Source organism: Stappia sp. TSB10P1A, from assembly GCF_900185725.1.
Classification (GTDB): Bacteria; Pseudomonadota; Alphaproteobacteria; order Rhizobiales; family Stappiaceae; genus Stappia.
Genome location: NZ_FYAU01000036.1, coordinates 225,086 through 242,660, shown reverse-complemented (window position 1 = coordinate 242,660; position 17,575 = coordinate 225,086). Strand labels below are relative to the sequence as shown.

The 17,575-nt window shown below is 68.6% G+C and carries 16 protein-coding genes and 1 riboswitch; of the genes, 5 read left to right on the top strand and 11 right to left on the bottom strand.

Annotated elements, in window-relative coordinates; translation table 11 throughout:
* The first annotated feature begins 101 nt into the window (after positions 1-101).
* Positions 102-587 carry an Lrp/AsnC family transcriptional regulator gene (locus tag TSB10P1A_RS19825; protein WP_186389671.1) on the top strand — a complete coding sequence of 162 codons (486 nt, stop codon included), beginning with the start codon at positions 102-104 and terminating at the stop codon, positions 585-587.
* Positions 588-596: 9 nt separating this feature from the next.
* Here TSB10P1A_RS19825 and TSB10P1A_RS19820 read toward each other — a convergent pair whose 3' ends face one another.
* The 7 genes from TSB10P1A_RS19820 to znuA all read right to left on the bottom strand — a co-directional run bounded on the left by TSB10P1A_RS19820 (position 597) and on the right by znuA (position 8,686).
* Positions 597-1,574, bottom strand: a complete 978-nt coding sequence (locus TSB10P1A_RS19820) for an iron ABC transporter permease (RefSeq protein ID WP_186389670.1) — start codon at positions 1,572-1,574, stop codon at positions 597-599.
* Between the two features lie 3 nt (positions 1,575-1,577).
* Positions 1,578-2,540 carry an ABC transporter substrate-binding protein gene (locus TSB10P1A_RS19815; RefSeq protein ID WP_186389669.1) on the bottom strand — a complete coding sequence of 321 codons (963 nt, stop codon included), beginning with the start codon at positions 2,538-2,540 and terminating at the stop codon, positions 1,578-1,580.
* 64 nt (positions 2,541-2,604) lie between these two features.
* Positions 2,605-3,486 carry an ABC transporter ATP-binding protein gene (locus tag TSB10P1A_RS19810; protein ID WP_186389668.1) on the bottom strand — a complete coding sequence of 294 codons (882 nt, stop codon included), beginning with the start codon at positions 3,484-3,486 and terminating at the stop codon, positions 2,605-2,607.
* Complete coding sequence (locus TSB10P1A_RS19805; RefSeq protein WP_186389667.1) at positions 3,483-3,932, bottom strand: DUF1636 domain-containing protein; 450 nt, start codon at positions 3,930-3,932, stop codon at positions 3,483-3,485. Before TSB10P1A_RS19805 ends, TSB10P1A_RS19810 begins: the two co-directional genes overlap by 4 nt.
* 27 nt (positions 3,933-3,959) lie before the next feature.
* Positions 3,960-4,210, bottom strand: a riboswitch (cobalamin riboswitch).
* Between the two features lie 66 nt (positions 4,211-4,276).
* Positions 4,277-5,482 (bottom strand): GTP-binding protein, encoded by a 1,206-nt coding sequence (locus TSB10P1A_RS19800; RefSeq protein WP_186389666.1) that lies wholly within the window; start codon positions 5,480-5,482, stop codon positions 4,277-4,279.
* Between the two features lie 74 nt (positions 5,483-5,556).
* Positions 5,557-6,282 (bottom strand): DUF4198 domain-containing protein, encoded by a 726-nt coding sequence (locus TSB10P1A_RS19795; protein ID WP_186389665.1) that lies wholly within the window; start codon positions 6,280-6,282, stop codon positions 5,557-5,559.
* Between the two features lie 1,291 nt (positions 6,283-7,573).
* Positions 7,574-8,686 carry a zinc ABC transporter substrate-binding protein ZnuA gene (gene znuA, locus TSB10P1A_RS19790; protein WP_186389664.1) on the bottom strand — a complete coding sequence of 371 codons (1,113 nt, stop codon included), beginning with the start codon at positions 8,684-8,686 and terminating at the stop codon, positions 7,574-7,576.
* Between the two features lie 182 nt (positions 8,687-8,868).
* Between znuA and TSB10P1A_RS19785 the strand changes: the two genes are divergently transcribed.
* The 3 genes from TSB10P1A_RS19785 to TSB10P1A_RS19775 are packed head-to-tail and all read left to right on the top strand — an operon-like array spanning position 8,869 to position 11,067.
* The gene (locus tag TSB10P1A_RS19785; RefSeq protein WP_371515152.1) at positions 8,869-9,786 is read left to right on the top strand and encodes an ATP-binding cassette domain-containing protein; all 918 of its coding nucleotides are present in this window, start codon (positions 8,869-8,871) and stop codon (positions 9,784-9,786) included.
* The gene (locus tag TSB10P1A_RS19780) at positions 9,779-10,624 is read left to right on the top strand and encodes a metal ABC transporter permease (protein ID WP_186389662.1); all 846 of its coding nucleotides are present in this window, start codon (positions 9,779-9,781) and stop codon (positions 10,622-10,624) included. Before TSB10P1A_RS19785 ends, TSB10P1A_RS19780 begins: the two co-directional genes overlap by 8 nt.
* Entirely contained in the window at positions 10,621-11,067 is a 447-nt protein-coding gene (locus TSB10P1A_RS19775; RefSeq protein ID WP_186389661.1) for a Fur family transcriptional regulator, read from the top strand. The genes TSB10P1A_RS19780 and TSB10P1A_RS19775 overlap by 4 nt, the downstream gene beginning before the upstream one ends.
* Positions 11,068-11,215: 148 nt before the next feature.
* Here TSB10P1A_RS19775 and TSB10P1A_RS19770 read toward each other — a convergent pair whose 3' ends face one another.
* From TSB10P1A_RS19770 to TSB10P1A_RS19755, 4 genes are read right to left on the bottom strand one after another with little or no spacing between them, the layout of a single operon-like run.
* Positions 11,216-12,037 (bottom strand): heme ABC transporter ATP-binding protein, encoded by an 822-nt coding sequence (locus TSB10P1A_RS19770; protein WP_186389660.1) that lies wholly within the window; start codon positions 12,035-12,037, stop codon positions 11,216-11,218.
* A complete protein-coding gene (locus TSB10P1A_RS19765; RefSeq protein ID WP_186389659.1) occupies positions 12,034-13,149 on the bottom strand; it encodes an iron ABC transporter permease in 1,116 nt (371 codons plus the stop codon). Before TSB10P1A_RS19765 ends, TSB10P1A_RS19770 begins: the two co-directional genes overlap by 4 nt.
* A 2-nt stretch (positions 13,150-13,151) precedes the next feature.
* A complete protein-coding gene (locus TSB10P1A_RS19760) occupies positions 13,152-14,051 on the bottom strand; it encodes a hemin ABC transporter substrate-binding protein (RefSeq protein ID WP_186389658.1) in 900 nt (299 codons plus the stop codon).
* 20 nt (positions 14,052-14,071) lie between these two features.
* Positions 14,072-15,133, bottom strand: a complete 1,062-nt coding sequence (locus tag TSB10P1A_RS19755) for a hemin-degrading factor (protein WP_186389657.1) — start codon at positions 15,131-15,133, stop codon at positions 14,072-14,074.
* 366 nt (positions 15,134-15,499) lie between these two features.
* Between TSB10P1A_RS19755 and TSB10P1A_RS19750 the strand changes: the two genes are divergently transcribed.
* A complete protein-coding gene (locus TSB10P1A_RS19750) occupies positions 15,500-17,557 on the top strand; it encodes a TonB-dependent receptor domain-containing protein (RefSeq protein WP_186389656.1) in 2,058 nt (685 codons plus the stop codon).
* Positions 17,558-17,575: the final 18 nt, after the last annotated feature.

Here is a 17,575-nt window from a genome sequence, read left to right as displayed (position 1 = left end):
TGCCGGGTATTCCGATAGTATTGCCCGCCATGGGCGAAATTTCATGCTGAATTTGCTTCGATTTGACCGAGGAGTGAAATATCCTTCTGCTCTGAGCCGATATGCAGGAGGAAACTGTTGTGCCGCGACAGCTTGATGACATCGACCGCCGTATCCTCAAGGCGCTGGTCGCCAACGGCCGCCTGTCCAACACCGAACTGGCGCGCGAGGTCGGCCTGTCGCCGAGCCCGTGCTGGCAGCGGGTGCGGCGGCTGGAGGAGGAGGGGGTGATTTCCGGCTACACGGCGGTGCTCGACCACGAGGCGCTCGGCGTCGGCGAGACGGTGATGATCGAGGTCTCGCTGGAGCGGCACGATCCGGAAGCGCTGGAGGGCTTCGGCAAGGCGATGGCGGAAATCCCGGAGGTGCTGGAGGTCTATCTGATGGCCGGCGACTGCGATTATTTCGTCAAGGTCGCGGCGAGCGGCACCAAGGGGGTGGAGGAATTCCTGCGCGAGCGGCTGTTTCCGATCCCGGGCCTGCGCCATTCCAAGTCCAGCTTCTCGCTGCGCTGCCTGAAGAAGGTGACCTCCTGCGTGCCCGGTTGAGGCGGGCGCTCACGGCTCGCGGGTCAGCAGGGCGAGCACGAAGACGGCGCCGAGCGAGGTGGTGACGATGCCGATCGGCAGTTCCTGCGGCGCCAGCAGGGTGCGCGCGGCAATGTCGCTGACGAGAAGCAGCGCCGCGCCGGTGATTGCTGCCACCGGCACGAAGCGGCCATGCATCGGCCCGGCGAGGGCGCGTGCGATATGCGGCACCATCAGCCCGACAAAGCCGATGACGCCGCTGATCGACACGAAGGCGGCCGTCGCAAAGGCGCAGACCAGAAACGTCGTCCGCCGCAGCGCCACCACATCGACGCCGAGCGTGCGCGCGGTGTCCTCGCCGGCCAGCAGCGCATCGAACTTGCGGTGGCGGGCGAAGGCGAAGCCGAGGATCGCGGCAAGGCCGATCGCTGCGACCGGCAGCAGGTCCCAGCGGGCAAGGCCGAGCCCGCCCAGCGTCCAGAACAGCACCGAATGGGCGGCGCGCTGGTCGCCGGCAAAGACCAGGTAATTGGTCAGCGCCATGAACAGGAACGAGACCGCGAGCCCCGCCAGCACCAGCCGCGCCGGCCCCCGGTCGCCGAGCCTTGAGATCAAGACCAGCACGATGCTTGATGCCGCCATGCCGCCGGCAAAGGCGGCGAGCGGCAGCGTCCACAGGCCGAGCAGGTCGCCGGTGACGGTGATCACCAGCACCGCCCCGGCCGCCGCGCCCGAGGACAGGCCGAACAGGAACGGATCGGCGAGGTCGTTGCGCGTCGTCGTCTGCAGCAGGCAGCCGACCGTGCCGAGCCCGGCCCCGACCAGCAGCGCCAGCAGCGCGCGCGGCAGGCGCAGGTCCATGACGATGCGGGCCGTCGGCCCGTCGCCGCCGGCCAGCGCCTCGATCACCGCGCGCATCGGCAGCGGCGTCGAGCCGATGGCAATGGCGGCCACCAGCAGCACGATGACCGCCAGCAGGCCTCCCGTCAGGACCAGCGCCAGCCGCATGGCTCAGAACGCCTGCGGATGCATCGCCCGGGCGAGCTGCTCGATGCCGTCGACATTCGCCGGCCCCGGCGTCAGTTCCTCATAGCGCAGAGGCAGATAGCGGGCGTTCTTCACAGCCTCGGTCTGGCTCATCACCGGATGGGCTTCCAGGAAGGCGCGCAGCTTGTCCGCCCCGCCGCCGTCCTGATAGTCGAGCAGGATGATGAACTGCGGATCGGCCGCCGCCACCGCCTCCCACGAGGTGGTGCCCCAGCTCGTCTCCATGTCGGCGGTGACGTTGCGCCCGCCGGCCGCCTCGATCATCGCCGTCGGCATGGCATAGCGGCCGGCGGTGAACGGCTTGTCCTCGCCGGAATCGTAGAGGAACACCTTCATGTCGCGGTTGTCGCCGATGCGCTCGGCCAGTTCCCCCATCCGCGCCTTCCAGCCATCGACCAGCGCCTGCGCCTCCGCCTCCTTGCCGAAGATCGTGCCGAGCCGCAGCATGTCGTCATAGAGCAGGTCGAGCGAGGCGGCGGGCCGCGCCTTGTCGAGATGGATGCAGCTTTCGGTGAGGATCAGCGTCTTGATGCCGTGCGGCGCCAGCGTGTCGGGGGTGACGTCGCCGCCCGGCTTCATGCCGTAATACCAGCCGGCGAAGAACAGGTCCGGGCTGGCGGCGACGAGGTTTTCCAGCGTCGGATATTTCGGCGCGATCTCGGGGATGTCGCCGCGCTTGCGGTCGAACTCCTCGCTGGTCTTGTACCAGCCGCTGATGCCGCTGACGCCGACCATGCGGTCCTGCAGGCCGAGCGCGAAGGCCATCTCGCTCATGTTGATGTCCTGCACCACCATGCGCTCGGGCGCGGCCTCGAAGGTCAGCGGCGTGCCGCAATTGTCGACGGTGACGGGAAAGGCGAGCGCCGGTGCGGCGAAGGCCATCGCGGCGGCGAACAGGGTCAGGCGCTTGAGAGCATGGGTCTTCATGGGGGACAGACTCCTCGTGAGGATGAAAAACCGTGAAACGTCAGAGAAAAGGGGAGGGCGCGGCTCAGCCGCGCGTTGCCACCGCCCGCAGATGCGGAGCGCTGGATGCGGCCGGACCGGCTGTGTCGCCCGGCAAGGTGGCCGCGCCGAACCGCCCCTCGATGGGGATGTCCAGCACGCTGATCTGGCGCGCCTCCACCGGATGCGGCATCCGGTAGAGGTCGACGCTGAACACCGCGCGCACCCGTTCGCTCGACAGCACCTCGACCGGATGGCCATGCGCGACGAGCTGCCCGCCCTGGATCAGCGCCACATGGCTGGCGAAGGCCTCGATCAGCGTCAGGTCGTGCAGCGCCGCCACCACCGCGATGCCGAGGCCGGAGACGAGGCTGAGCAATTCGCCGCGCGCCAGCGGATCGAGATGGTTGGTCGGCTCGTCCAGCACCAGCAGGCGCGGTCGCTGGCAGACGGCGCGGGCGATCTTCGCCCGCTGGCGTTCGCCGCCGGAAATCTCGCCCATCCGCCGGCCGGAAAGCCGCGTCAGGTCGGCGAGCGCCAGCGCCTCGTCGGTCGCGCGGGCACCGGCCTCGCGGCCGCCGGCGCGGTGATGCGGCAGGTGGCCGAGCGAGACATATTGCGAGACGGTCAGCCGGTCGCAGCTTTCCTCGCTCTGGCCGACATAGGCGATGACGCGGGCGCGCTCGGTGATCGGCACGTCGCGATACGGCCGGCCGCCGAGCCGCATCTCGCCGCCGGTCGGCTCGCTCAGCCCGGCGATCAGCCGGATCAAGGTCGACTTGCCGGCACCGTTCGGCCCGGCAAGGACGAGGATCTCGCCGTCATGCACATGCAGCGAGAGGTCGGAAAGGAGCGCATCCGCGCCGCGCGGCCGGTAGCCGACCTTTCGCAGCTCCAGCACCACCGGGGTTCCGCTGCGATGGCTCATGCGCCGTCCCTCCGGTCCGCTGCCCCGAGGGTGGGAGCGGGCAGGGCGGGCATCCGCGCCAGTGTCTTGCCCTTCAGCCCCTCGGGCCGCTGCAGCGACGAGCACCAGCCGTCGTCGAGCTCGGCATATTGCCGGGCGAAGGCGAGGAGCGTTGCCACGTCGCGCGCCGGCTCGATGTCGCCGAAGAGATAGCTCGCCTTGCCCTCGGCCTGATAGGCGACCGTGCAGGGGTGCGAGCAGCCGGCCATGCAGGCGGCGCCCGCCACCTCGAACGGCGCGGCGCCGTCCCCGGCGAGCGCGGCGCTCAAGGTCTCGATCAGGTGAAGGCCCGGCTGCTTCCGCGTTTCCGGGTCGCGGCAGGTGGTGCACACGGTGATGCGGTGCCGGCGCGGCGGGCTGCGGGTAAGGGCCGCCGATGGGCCGAAGAGGGATTCGTTGCGTGTCATGGCTACCTTCCCGGAACACCCCGTCCGGTTGTCGTTGCGGGAGATGGCAGGTCTCCTGGCTCGCGGGTCCGGCCCGGCCGCGCCTTCCCGCCCGGCTTCGGGCAGTGGCATCGTGCGGCAGGGCCTGGGCCATTCGTCCCGTTGAAGGACGTCGGCCCCGGCCGCTTACAGTTGCGGGGGCAGCCACGGTCTTGGCCCCTGATGGGTACGCCGCACCGTGTTCCCTTTTCATGCCTCCGGCGCTTCGGCCTTCGGCAACCATCGCCGCCAAACTGGCAGATGACGGGCACCGCATCAAGGCCAATCGCCGAAGGCCGTCGCCGCCGGTTTAGGTCAGTACCGGTTCAGGCCGCCGCGCTGCCCCAGGCGGGGAAGGGGTCGTCGAGCCCGGTCCACTCTTCCGGGTGGAAGCCGTCCGCCCCGACCAGCGCCGCGTCGAGTTCCGTGCGGATCGCCGCTTCATCCATGCCGCTCGTGCCGATGAAGACGATTTCCTGCCGCCGGTCGCCCCACACCGGATGCATGTAGGGCTCCATCGCCCGCCGCCAGTCCGGCGACTCCGGCCAGTGCTTGCGCGGCACCGCCGACCACCACAGCCCGCGCTTTTCGGTGGTGACGAAGGCGCCCGCCTGGCTGATCTCGCCGACGAAATGCGGCCGGGTCGCCAGCCAGAAGAACCCCTTGGCGCGGATCACCCCCGGCCAGCTCTTCTGCACGAAGCGGTTCAGCGCGCGCGGGGCGAAGGGCTGGCGCGCCCGGTAGACGAAGGAGCGGATGCCGTATTCCTCCGTTTCCGGCACATGGTCGGCGAAGCCGTTCAGCTCCTTGAACCACAGCGGATGCTCATGCGCCTTGTCGAAGTCGAAACGGCCGGTGCCGAGCACGTCGCGCAAGGGAACGGCGGAGCGGTCGGTCTCCATCACCACCGCGTCCGGGTTCAGCCCGCGCACGATCTGGCGCGCGGCGGCAAGGTCCTGCGGGCGGGCATCGCTCACCTTGTTGAGGATGATCGTGTCGGCGAACTCGATCTGGTCGACGAGCAGGTCGACCAGGGTGCGCTCGTCGTCCTCGCCGAGCGATTCGCCGCGATCGGTGAGGAAGTCGGTGGAGCCGTAGTCCTTCAGCAGGCTCGCCGCATCCACCACCGTCACCATCGAATCGAGCCGCGCCACGTCGCTCAGGCTCTCGCCATGCTCGTCGCGGAACTCGAAGGTCGAGGCGACCGGCAGCGGCTCGGCAATGCCGGTGGATTCGATCACCAGATGGTCGAAGCGGCCTTCGCCGGCCAGCGTCTTGACCTCGCGCAACAGGTCCTCGCGCAGCGTGCAGCAGATGCAGCCATTGGTCATCTCGACCAGCCGCTCCTGGGTGCGCGAGACGTTGCCGCCGCCCTCGCGCACCAGGCTGGCGTCGATATTCACCTCACTCATGTCGTTGACGATGACGGCGACCCGCAATCCCTCACGGTTGTTGAGAATGTGGTTGAGCAGGGTGGTCTTGCCGGCGCCCAGAAAGCCGGACAGCACGGTAACGGGGAGGCGATTGTCCATCGTGAAAGAAGCTCCTGGCTGGTCGCGGGCCGGCAGGGGGCGCCGGCCCGCAATGGCGTGTCGGTCGGGCCCGGTCAGTGCTCGTGGTGGCCGAGGTTGAACGAGAGCGTGGAGAAGTGGCTGATCCTGTCGGCCTTCTCCGGCTCGTCGGGCGCCTCGATGGCGGACACGGCGACGACGTTCAGCCCGTTGTTGCGCACCACGATGGTGGCCTTGCCGTCGGCGCCCGTGCGCACCGGCTCGGCCTCGGAGTCGGTGGTGTATTCCGCCGTCACCGGCGCATTGGCGAGCGGTTCGCCGTTCAGCAGCACCAGCACCTCCAGCGGATCGCCGGCATGCAGCTCCGTCGGATCCTTGGCCGGTACGATCTCCAGCCTCAGCCCCTTGGGCAGGGCGGCGTCATGGGTGTGGCGCAGGATCGCCACCGTGTGCTTCAGCGAGCGCGAGGCCTGCTTGGCGCCGGGCACCTCGGACTTGGGCTTGTTGACCCATTTGCCGTCCGCTCCCTGGCTCCAATAGCCGTTGTCCATCGTCGCGATCAGGACCGGTGCCCGCTCGGGCATCGGCACCAGGGCGTGGGTCTCCCGGTTCACCGGAGTGACCGGCACCGCCTGTTCGCCGTCATGGGCGGCAACGGCGGTGATCTTGGCCGGGTCGTAGGCCTCGTCGGAGGCGCCGTGACCGTAGACGATGGCAAGCTCGCCGTGACGCTGGGCGATCCAGATGCCGTGCGCCACCGCGTCGACGGCGCTGCCGGCGAACAGCAGCAGGGCGGCGGTTGCAAGAAGGGTGCGTTTCATTTTGTCCTCGTATGTTATTACATAACAGTAGTGGTACCAAAAAAAGGCGGCCTAAACCGCAACGACCTCCCATCCTCTCGGCCGTCACCCCGCACGAAGCGAAGCGCGACCCGGGGCCTATTGGTTGCCAGAGCGGTCGCGTCCCTTGCACCGCCCCGTCCTCTGGTCCCCCGCACGCAAGCCCCTCCCTTCGTCATCCCGCACGCAGCGAAGCGGAGATGCGGGATCGGAGAGCCGAGGGCCTCACGAAGGCACTCCCGAACGGCGCCACACCCGCCTGCCTCCCCGATCCCGGATCGTCGGCCTTCGGCCTCGTCCGGGATGACGCGGGAGGGGCTGAAGCGCAGGAGCAATTCCGCCAACGCTCTCCGCCTCACACCCGCCGAGGGTGCCAATGGCTCCCGGCTCTTCGGCTTCGCCTGCGGCCGGGATGACGTCCGAGTGGGAGGCACGACCTTGCCTCCTCTCGGCCGTCACACCGGGCAAGGCGCAGCCGCGACCCGGGGACTATTGGCTCCCAGAGCGGCGGCGAGGACACCGGAACCTCTCCCGCGTCCTCCGGACGCCGCGCTCTCCTCTGGTCCCCCGCACGCAAGCCCCTCCCTTCGTCATCCCGCACGCAGCGAAGCGGAGATGCGGGATCGGAGAGCCGAGGGCCTCACGAAGGCACTCCCGAACGGCGCCACACCCGCTTCTGCCTCCCCGATCCCGGATCGTCGGCCTTCGGCCTCGTCCGGGATGACGCGGGAGGGGCTGAAGCGCAGGAGCAATTCCGCCAACGCTCTCCGCCTCACACCCGCCGAGGGTGCCAATGGCTCCCGGCTCTTCGGCTTCGCCTGCGGCCGGGATGACGTCCGAGAGAGCGGCACGACCTCCCATCCCCTCGGCCGTCACCCCGGGCAAGCGGAGCGCGACCCGGGGCCTATTGGTTGCCAGAGCGGTCGCGTCCCTTGCACCGCCCCGTCCTCTGGTCCCCCGCACGCAAGCCCCTCCCTTCGTCATCCCGCACGCAGCGAAGCGGAGATGCGGGATCGGAGAGCCGAGGGCCTTTCGGCCACGCTCCCGAACGACGCCACACCCGCTTCTGCCTCCCCGATCCCGGATCATCGGCCTTCGGCCTCGTCCGGGATGACACGGGAGGGGCTGAAGCGCAGGAGCAATTCCGCCAACGCTCTCCGCCTCACACCCGCCGAGGCTGCCAATGGCTCCCGGCTCTGCGCTGCCGCTTGACCGGGACGACGCCCCGAGAGAGTGGCACGGCCTCCCATCCCCTCGGGGGGAGGGGAAAGCCTCAGCTCGCGCCGCCGAGGCACTCCTGAATCGAAGTGGCGAGGCCGTCGATCAGCCCGAAATAGAGGTCCGGGCCATCGGCAAGGCCGGCGCCGAGCGGATCGAGCACGCCTGCGCGGGCCGGCGTGCCCTCGGTCACCACCTGGATCAGTTTCGGCTCGAACTGCGGCTCGGAAAACACGCAGGTCGCGCCGAGCTCGGCGATCCGGCCCTTGATCTCGGTGATCCGCTCCGCCCCCGGCATCACCTCCGGGCTGACGGTGATCGAGCCGGAGGCGGAGATGTCGAAGCGCTTCTCGAAATACTGGTAGGCGTCGTGGAACACGATGAAGCCCTTGCCGCGCACCGGCGCCAGCCGCGCGTCGATGTCGGCGTGCAGCGCCTCCAGCCGCGCGATGGTGCTGGCGGCATTGGCCTCGTAGGTCGCGGCATTGTCCGGGTCGGCCTCGGCCAGCGCCTCGGCGATCTCGTTCACCATGGCCTTGGCGTTTTCCGGGTCGAGCCAGACATGGGCGTCGAAGGCGCCATGCGCATGACCATGGTCGTGCGCATGGTCATGACCGGCGGCCTTCGCCGTCTCGTGCTTGTGGCCGTGGTCATGCGTATGCGCGTGGTCATGCTTGTGATCATGCTTGTGATCGTGGGCATGGTCGTGCTTGTGATCGTCCTTGGCGTGCTCTTTGGCATGATCGTGGGCATGATCGTGTCCGGCGTCGGCGTGCCCCTCGTCCTCGCCGTGGTCATGCGCCTCGAACGGGCCGCCCTCGCGGAACGGCAGCTTGATCAGCCCATGCGCGTCGATCAGCTCGACCGCCTTGGCATTGGCGCCGATGGTCTCCACCGGCTTTTCCAGGAAGGCCTCCAGCTCGTGGCCGATCCAGAAGATCAGGTCGGCCTCCTGCAGGGCCTTGGCCTGCGACGGCTTCAGGCTGTAGGTATGCGGCGAGCCGGCGCCTTCGACGATCAGGGCGGGCTCGCCCACGCCCTGCATCACCGCTGCCACCAGCGAATGCACGGGCTTGATCGAGGCCACCACCTTCGGAGCGGCATGCCCTGCGGCGGTCGTCGCGACGAGCAGCGAGGCGGACAGCAGCAGTCGTTGGGCAAGCGTCATGGACAGTCTCCGTTTCAGGCTGGCATGTTATAAGATCACGGGGTTGTGTTATGCTATAACGTGTGGGATACAGGCTCGCAAGCCCCCTGTTGAAAAATGTCCCGCGCCGCGAGGCGAGCGGGACTTGCCGGCGCAGCGGCGCCGTTGGAGGATGGCCGGGTGACCCAGGATCCCGCCTCATGTTGATGACCCCTTCCGCAACCGCCGGCCGCCGAACCGGCGAGGACCTCGTGCGGCTGACCGGCGCCGGCGTGTTTCGCGACGGGCGATGGCTGGTGCGCGGCGTCGATCTTGCCGTACGCCGGGGCGAGATCGTCACCCTGATCGGGCCGAACGGCTCGGGCAAGTCGACCACCGCCAAGACCGCGCTCGGCATCGTTGCCCCGAGCGAGGGGCGGGCCGAGCGCTGCCCCGGCCTCGTCGTCGGCTATGTGCCGCAGAAGCTCAGCATCGACTGGACGCTGCCGCTTTCCGTCGAGCGTTTCCTGTCGCTCACCGGCCGCATTTCCTCGCGCGAGACCGACCGCGTGCTGGAGGCGACCGGCATTGCGCATCTGCGCCAGGCCGAGATGCGCAATCTTTCCGGCGGCGAGTTCCAGCGCGCGCTGCTGTCCCGCGCCATGGCCCGCAAGCCCGACCTCCTGGTGCTCGACGAGCCGGTGCAGGGCGTCGACTTTTCCGGCGAGGTCGCGCTCTACGACCTGATCCGCCGCATCCGCGACGATATCGGCTGCGGCATCCTCTTGATCTCGCATGATCTGCATGTGGTGATGGCGGCGACCGACCATGTCGTCTGTCTCAACGGCCATGTCTGCTGCCAGGGCGCGCCGACGGCGGTCGCCTCCAGCGAAGCCTATCGCCAGCTTTTCGGCGCCCGCGCCGACGCGACGCTCGCCGTCTACGAACACCATCACGACCACACCCATCTGGCGGACGGGCGGGTGCTGCATGCCGACGGCAGCATCACCACACATTGCCACCCGGACGACGGCCACCACCACCACGACCACGATCACCCCGATCACGGCCATGACCATCACGGCCATGACCATGCGGCGGGGGGCGATGCCTCGCCCGCGACCGGAGGACGCCATGCTTGACGACTTCTTCACCCGCGCCCTTGTCGCCGGGGTCGGGGTGGCGCTGGTCGCCGGGCCGCTCGGCTGTTTCGTCGTCTGGCGGCGGCTCGCCTATTTCGGCGACACGCTGTCCCATGCCGCGCTCCTCGGCGTCGCGCTCGCCTTCCTGATGCAGGTCAACATCACGCTGTCGGTCTTCACTGTTTCGGTGCTGGTGTCGCTGGCGCTGCTGCTCTTGCAGCGCCGCGCCTCGCTCTCGTCGGACTCGCTGCTCGGCCTGCTCGCCCATTCCTCGCTGGCGCTTGGCCTCGTCGCGCTCGCCTTCATGAGCTGGGTGCGGATCGACCTGATGGGCTTCCTGTTCGGCGACATCCTCGCCGTGTCGCGGTTCGACATTCTCGCCGTCTATGTCGGCGGCGCGGCGGTGCTCGCCGTGCTGGTCATGATCTGGACGCCGCTCTTCGCGGCGACGATCAGCCGCGAGCTTGCCGAGGCGGAGGGCTTGCGCCCCGACCGGGCCAACCTCATCTTCATGATCCTGCTGGCGACCGTCATCGCCATCTCGATGAAGATCGTCGGGGTGCTGCTGATCACCGCCATGCTGATCATTCCGGCGGCGACCGCCCGGCGCCTGTCGTCCGGCCCGGAGCAGATGGCGGTGATCGCCGCGCTTGTCGGCGCCGTCGCCGTCGTCGGCGGCTTGTTCGCCTCGCTGGAGTGGGATACGCCGTCGGGACCGTCGATCGTGGTGGCGGCGCTGGTGCTGTTTCTCGCCAGCCTGTCGCCTTTCGCGGAAAAGCTGCCGAAACTGTTCGGCGCCGGCGCACGGCGCGCGCGCCCTGGGAGTAGCAGTCAATGAGCGGAGACACCTCGTCCGGCCACGGCCACACTCACGGGCATGGGCATGGCCCTGCCGGCCTCACCCGCAACCAGAGCCTGGTCCTGTCGGCGCTGGAGCGGGCCAAGGCGCCGCTCAGCGCCTATACCATCCTCGACCAGTTGCGCGACGACGGCTTCCGCGCCCCGCCGCAGGTCTATCGCGCGCTCGACAAGCTGGTGGAAATGGGCGCCGTGCACCGGCTGGAAAGCCTCAACGCCTTCGTCGCCTGCCGCCATCCCGACTGCGACGGCCACGAGACCGCCGCCTTCGCCATCTGCGAGACCTGCGGCCAGGTGACCGAACTCAACGACAGCGAGTTCTCCCACCATCTGCGCGACCTTGCCGCCAAGGTCGGCTTTGCTGTGCGCAAGTCGACGGTGGAACTGCGCGGCACCTGTGCCACCTGCCAGGCTGTTGCCTAAGGCAGGCTAAGAATGCCAGGCTGTTGCCTAAGGCAGGCAAGACTGTCAGGCTGTTGCCTGAGGCAGGCAGGACTGCCAGGCTGTTGCCTGAGGCAGGCTAAGACTGCCAGGCTGTTGCCTAAGGCAGGCCTGAAAGGGCGACAAATTTTCAGCGCACCGCCGCGACCGGTCCCGCCGCCTGCGGCAGGATGAAGGGAACCTCGCCCGCCGGCACCGCCGACACCCGCAACGGATGGTCAAACGCCTCCGACACCAGCCGGTCGGTAATGACCTCTTTCGGCGTGCCCTGCGACAGCAGCCGGCCGGTCTTCATCACCAGGATATGGTCGGCATAGAGCGCCGTCAGGTTGAGGTCGTGCAGCACCGCGACGACGCCGCCGCCGGCGCGCGCATAGTCGGCGGCGACATCCATGATCAGGATCTGGTGGCGGATGTCGAGGCTGGAGATCGGCTCGTCGAGGAACAGCCAGCGCGGCACGCCGCCGGGGCAGGGGTCCCAGACCTGGCACAGCACCCGGGCAAGCTGCACCCGCTGCTGCTCGCCGCCCGACAGCGAGTGATAGGCGCGCGCCGCGAAGCCGTCGAGATCGACCCGCTCCAGCGCCTCGCAGATCCGCCGATGGGGGGAGGCGGAGGGCAGCGCGCCGCGGCGGATGCCGAGCCGCACCACTTCGGCGACGGTGAGCGGAAAGGTCAGGCTGGTGTGCTGCGGCAGCACCGCGCGCAAGCCGGCCAGCGCCTCCGGCGGCAGGCCGTCGACCTTGGTCCCGTTGAGCCGCACCCGGCCGGTGTGGCGCAATTCGCCGGTCACCGCCTTCAGCATCGTGCTCTTGCCCGAGCCGTTCGGCCCGACGATCACCGTCACGGCGCCGGCCTTCGCGGCGAAGGAGACATCGCGCACGATCGGCGTGCCGCTTAGGCTGACGTTCAGCGCCTCGATCTCCAAAGTAGGGGTCGCAGCCATGCTCATGAATAGATCAGCCCTTTCCGCCGCAGCAGGATCCACAGGAAGAACGGCGCGCCGGCCAGCGCGGTGAGAATGCCGATCGGCAGCTCCGCCGGGGCGACGATGGTCCGGCTCACCGTGTCGGCGAGGATCAGCAGGCTGCCGCCCAAGAGCGCGCAGGCCGGCAGCAGGAACCGGTGGTCCGGGCCGATGGTCAGCCGCAACAGATGCGGCACGACGATGCCGACGAAGCCGATGCCGCCGCTGACCGCGACCGAGGCGCCGGTCGCCGCCGCCACCGCGACGATGGCGACCCGCTTCAGCCGCTGCACGCGGATGCCCAGATGCCCGGCCGCCGCCTCGCCCAGGACCAGGCCGTTGAGCCCGTGGGCGAGGAACGGCACGCCGACCAGCACCACGGCGATGATCGGCCCGGCCGCCAGGATCTTCTGCCAGTTGGAGCCGGCCAGCGAGCCGAGCGCCCAGAAGTTGAGGTCGCGCAATTGCTGGTCGCTGGCGATATAGACGAGGAGGCCGGTCGCCGCCCCCGCCAGCGCCGACAGGGCGATACCGGCCAGCAGCATCGTCGCGACGGAGGTCATGCCGCCGCGCGTGCCGATGCGGTAGAGCGTGAAGGTGGTGAGAAGCCCGCCGAAGAAGGCGGCGAGCGGCAGCGCATAGATGCCGAGCACCGCCACCACCGGCGCCAGCGCCGTGGTGCCGAGCACGATCATCGAGGCCGCGCCGAGCCCTGCGCCCGCCGACACGCCGACAATGCCGGGATCGGCGAGCGGGTTGCGGAACAGGCCCTGCATCACCGCGCCGGAGACGGCGAGCGCGGCGCCGACCAGCGCGCCGAGCAGGACGCGCGGCAGCCGCACATCCATCAGCACGATGCGGTCGCGCAGCTCCGCCGGGCTTGCCGCCTCGCCCTGGCCGAGCAGCGCCTTGACGACGCTCGACAGGGGGATGTCGAGCGCGCCGGTGGTCAGCGAGAACAGCATCACCGCGACCAGCAGCATGGCGAGGCCGGCGATCACCAGCCGCGCCAGCGGCTCGCGGTCGCCGAGCCGGGCCTGCGCGACGACCCGCTCGGGCAGCAGCCTTTCGGACAGGGACGAGGCGGAAAGGCTCATCGTCAAAGACCCAACTCGGCGAGCGCCGCCGACAGGTCGCGCACGGCAGCGCCGGTGCGCGGGCCGAAGCCGATCAGATAGAGCCCGTCCATCTGGATCAGCCGCCGGTTCTGCCCGGCCGGGGTCTGCGCCAGCGCCGCATTGGCGAACACCTCGTCGGCGGAAGCGGTGTGGTTCTCGCCGCGGCTGATCATCAGGATCACGTCGGGGGCGGCCGCGATCACCGCCTCGTCGTTGATCTGCTTGTAGCCCTCGAACACGCCCATGGCGTTCTGCGCGCCGGCCAGCTCGATCATGCCGTTGGCGGCCGTTCCCGTGCCCGAGGCAAGGATCCGCCCGCCATTCATCGACAGGATGAACAGGATGCGCGCCTCGCGGCCGCGCGCGGCGGCCTCGGCGACGGCCTCGTCCAGGGCAGCGCCCACCTCTTCGGCAAGCCGTGCCGCCTTGTCGCCCGCGCCGATCGCGGCGCCGATCCGGTCGATCTTGCCGAGGATGCCGGCGCGGTCGAAGCTCTCGGGCACCGAGACATACGGCACGCCCGCCTCGCGCAGCACGGCGAGGGCTTCCGGCGGGCCGCTGCCCTCCAGCATCAGGATCGCGTCGGGCCGCACCGACAGCACGCCCTCGGGCGAGAGCGCGCGCATATAGCCGACATCGGGGAGTTCGGCCGCCGCCGGCGGGAACCCGCTGGTGGAATCGCGCGCCACCAGCCGGGCCTCCTCGCCGAGCGCATAGACGATCTCGGTCACCGAGCCGCCGATGGCGACGATCCGCTGCGCGGCCGAAATGTCCGCGGCCTCCTCGGCAAAGGCCGGGGTGGCGGGCAGGGCGAGCGCGGCCGCAAGGGCGATGCGGCGAAGCGCGCGGCCGCTTGGCCGCAGGGAAACAAGGGTCATCATCCGTCCAGACATGGTGAGGGTCACTCGGCGGCGATGGTCGCGGGGCGCGCCAGCCCCTCGACCAGCCCGCGCCAGTCGGCGCGCTCGGCGCGGCCTTCCTTGCGCACGCCGAAGAACTGGATGACCAGCGTGCCGTCGGCGTCATAGGCCTCGACCGAGGTGACGTTGCCGTCGCTGGTCGGCTTGCGCACGGCCCAGGCCTCCTTGATGTGGTCGGTGCGCAGATGCAGGTGGAAGCCCGGATCCATCACGTTGAGCCAGGGCCCCATCGGCGCGATCTTGGCGATCGGCCCGGAATGGATCTGGATGCAGCCGCGATTGCCGACGAAACACATGATCGGCTGGCCGCTTTCCGCCGCCGCCTGCATCATTGCCGGCACCGCCCCCTCGGCCAGCGGCCAGGCATAGTCGTCGCCGGCCAGGGTGAGCGCGTTCAGCCGGTGCAGGTCGAGATCGCGCAGCATGCCGTGGAACTGGTGCGTGTCGGTCAGCGCCTGCCAGCGCTCGCGCAGCGCGTCCTGCTTGTCGCGCTCCAGCGCCGGGCGCGCCGACACTTCCGCCGGGGTCACTTCGCTCAGCAGGCCCGGCTCCTGGTCGTCGGCGAGCAGGCTCTCCACCAGCGCGGTCCAGGCGGCCATGTCGGTGCCGGGGCGCGTATGCACCTTGTGCACCGCATCGCCATGCGCGTCGAAGAACTGCAGGCTGAGGCGCTCGACCCCGTCCTCGCCGGTCTTGGCGACGGCGAAACCATGCGCCCAGGCGGTCGGGAACATGCGCGTGTCGATGTCCGCGCCCAGCATCATCGCCGCCCGCTTGCCCGGCACGAAGCGCTCGTAGACGCCGATCTTCTCGTGCACCGCGCTCTCGTTGCGGGTCAGCGCCATCACTTCGCCGACGCCGCGAAGCCCCGTGAAGATCTCGTCGAAGCGGATGTCGATGCGGCTGACGCCCTGGCCGCAGAAGGCGGAGACGAACTCCGCCTCGCTGAGGCCGAGCATGCGGGCAAGGTCGCGCTCGCGCATCTTGGGGTTCTCGGCCCGCATCCGGCGGACATGTTCGAAGTCGGTGGTTTCACGGGTCATGGGGGATCACCTTGTTGCCAGCGGCCACGGCGGGGCGGACCGCACCTTGCGGCGGTCTCGCATCCTTGCGGCCGGTCGGTTTGGACCGTTGCTTGCGCCCTTCGCCGCCGGGCGATCCCGGGCGAAAGGGGGGCTGGCTGGGTGCCGGACGGATTTCCTGCGACCGGAAGGCCGATCACATACTTGACTCAATTACTCATGTTTTGTAACGACATCAATACCTGAGTAACTATCTCAAGTTTTATCACCAAACGACGAGCAAGCAAGCGCGTGCCAGCGAGCGATCGACCATGATGGAGTTGTCAAATGGGGCTGGCAGGCTCGTACAGGATTGAAAAGACGGCGGCGGGCAGGGCCGCTGTCTTGATGAGCGGCGTCGCGTTCTGCGCGCTGACGGGAATTTCGGGCGCTCTTGCGCAGGACGTGCCGGCGGAGGGCGATCCGGCCCGCAGCACGGCACTGCAGCGCATCGTCGTCGGCGCCGGCGTCGAGAAGGTGGCGATCGACACGCCGCAGGCGGTCACCGTCCTCGACCAGGAGGACATCGACGCCGAGCAGCCGATGACCATCGGCGACATCTTCCGCCAGGTGCCGGGCATCACGGTGGTCGGCAGCGACCGCGTCGGCGGCCAGTCCTTCAACATTCGCGGCATCGGCGATCTCGGTTCCTCGGACGAATCGAAGATCATCGTCTCCGTCGACGGCGCGGTGAAGTTCTACGAACAGTACCGCATGGGCTCGTTCTTCTCCGATCCCGAGCTTTACAAGCGGGTCGAGGTGCTGCGCGGTCCGGCCTCGTCCACCCTTTACGGGTCGGGCGCCATCGGCGGCGTGATCAATTTCACCACCAAGGACCCGGAGGACTTCATCAAGCCGGGCGACACCGGCGCCGTGCGTCTGAAGACGATGTACGATTCCAACAAGGACGGCGCCCTGGCCTCGGTCACCGCCGCCTATGCCTTCTCCGAGCAGACCTCGGTGCTGCTGAACGGCAACTTCCGTCGCTCGGGCGAATATGAGAACGGCCTCGGCCGGCCGGTCGTCGGCTCCGATTTCGAGGCCTTCTCCGGTCTTGCCAAGGTCGTCCACCGCTTCGGCGACAACAACGAGCAGTCGCTGCGCCTGTCCTACGAGCGTTGGCAGAGCGAGGACGACAACGCCCAGTATTCGCTGACCGGCACGCTCGGCTTCGGCACCATCGACCGCGACATCACCGACCAGACGGTGGCCCTCATCTATGAAAACCCGGCCAGCGACAATCCCTGGCTGAACCTCAAGCTGAACCTCAGCTTCTCGGACACTCAGGTGAAGCAGAGCAACGCCTCGGCGCCGATTCCCTCGCCGTTGTTCTTCGACAGCGAATACGGCTACCGCACCTGGTCGGGCCGGGTAGAGAACACCTTCGACTATGTCGGCGACAGCATCCGAAACTACTTCACCTTCGGCACCCAGGTCAGCTACCAGGAGCGCATCGCCACCACCCGCTTCGGCGACGTCTCCTTCCATCCGGAAGGCACGGACACCAAGTTCGGCTTCTTCGCCCAGAACGAATTCGTCTGGAACGACCGGCTGACCCTCATTCCCGGCGTGCGCGTCGACTTCGTCCAGCTCGATCCGGCGGCCGCCGTCATCGGCGGCAGGAAGCAGAACGAGACCGCCTTCTCGCCGAAGATCGCGGTGATGTACAAGCTGAACGACACGTTCTCGCTGTTCGGCTCGCTCGCCCATACCGAGCGCGTCCCGACGCTGGACGAGCTCTATTCGACCAATCCGGCGGACGGCAATTATCCGGGCGGGCGCACCGTCAGCCTCGGGCTGACCAAGGAGAGCTCGAACAGCGTCGAGGTCGGCTTCGCCGTGTCGACCTTCGACCTTTTCGAGAAGAACGACAGCCTGCAGATCAAGACCACGGGCTTCTACAACGATCTCAAGGACATGATCGTCGCCAACCCGGCGCGCGGCCTGCCGACGCCGGTCCCCTACTATACCAACGTCACCCATGCGGAGATCATGGGCGTCGAGGTCGAGGCGGCCTATGATTCGGAATATGTCTTCGGCAGCCTCGCCTTCAGCCATGTCCACGGCACGAACAAGGCGACCGGCGCGACGCTCAACACCATTCCGGCCGACACGCTGGCGGTGACGCTCGGCGGCCGTCTGCCGGACTACGATCTGTCCTTCGGCTGGCGCGGCCTGTTCGCCGGGTCGATGAGCACCGGTGCCACCGCCAACCGCGCCTATGGCGGCTATTCGGTGCACGGTCTCTTCGTCGACTGGAAGCCGGGCGAGGGGCAGTTGGCCGGGTTCGAACTGCGCGGCTCGGTGGAGAACTTGTTCGACAAGCAATACCGTAACAACCTCGCCGGCGACGATGCCAAGGGGCGCACGTTCAAGTTGACGCTGGCCAAGACCCTCGGCTGGTAGGCTGATCGGGAGTAGCGA

Coding starts and splice junctions, on each gene's coding strand:
- TSB10P1A_RS19815 (WP_186389669.1), bottom strand. CDS start 2,540: ATGAAGACCCATGCTCTCAAGCGCCTGACCCTGTTCGCCGCCGCGATG.
- TSB10P1A_RS19795 (WP_186389665.1), bottom strand. CDS start 6,282: ATGAAACGCACCCTTCTTGCAACCGCCGCCCTGCTGCTGTTCGCCGGC.
- TSB10P1A_RS19805 (WP_186389667.1), bottom strand. CDS start 3,932: ATGACACGCAACGAATCCCTCTTCGGCCCATCGGCGGCCCTTACCCGC.
- TSB10P1A_RS19820 (WP_186389670.1), bottom strand. CDS start 1,574: ATGCGGCTGGCGCTGGTCCTGACGGGAGGCCTGCTGGCGGTCATCGTG.
- TSB10P1A_RS19775 (WP_186389661.1), top strand. CDS start 10,621: ATGAGCGGAGACACCTCGTCCGGCCACGGCCACACTCACGGGCATGGG.
- TSB10P1A_RS19810 (WP_186389668.1), bottom strand. CDS start 3,486: ATGAGCCATCGCAGCGGAACCCCGGTGGTGCTGGAGCTGCGAAAGGTC.
- TSB10P1A_RS19765 (WP_186389659.1), bottom strand. CDS start 13,149: ATGAGCCTTTCCGCCTCGTCCCTGTCCGAAAGGCTGCTGCCCGAGCGG.
- TSB10P1A_RS19780 (WP_186389662.1), top strand. CDS start 9,779: ATGCTTGACGACTTCTTCACCCGCGCCCTTGTCGCCGGGGTCGGGGTG.
- TSB10P1A_RS19800 (WP_186389666.1), bottom strand. CDS start 5,482: ATGGACAATCGCCTCCCCGTTACCGTGCTGTCCGGCTTTCTGGGCGCC.
- znuA (WP_186389664.1), bottom strand. CDS start 8,686: ATGACGCTTGCCCAACGACTGCTGCTGTCCGCCTCGCTGCTCGTCGCG.
- TSB10P1A_RS19825 (WP_186389671.1), top strand. CDS start 102: ATGCAGGAGGAAACTGTTGTGCCGCGACAGCTTGATGACATCGACCGC.
- TSB10P1A_RS19760 (WP_186389658.1), bottom strand. CDS start 14,051: ATGATGACCCTTGTTTCCCTGCGGCCAAGCGGCCGCGCGCTTCGCCGC.
- TSB10P1A_RS19770 (WP_186389660.1), bottom strand. CDS start 12,037: ATGAGCATGGCTGCGACCCCTACTTTGGAGATCGAGGCGCTGAACGTC.
- TSB10P1A_RS19755 (WP_186389657.1), bottom strand. CDS start 15,133: ATGACCCGTGAAACCACCGACTTCGAACATGTCCGCCGGATGCGGGCC.
- TSB10P1A_RS19750 (WP_186389656.1), top strand. CDS start 15,500: ATGAGCGGCGTCGCGTTCTGCGCGCTGACGGGAATTTCGGGCGCTCTT.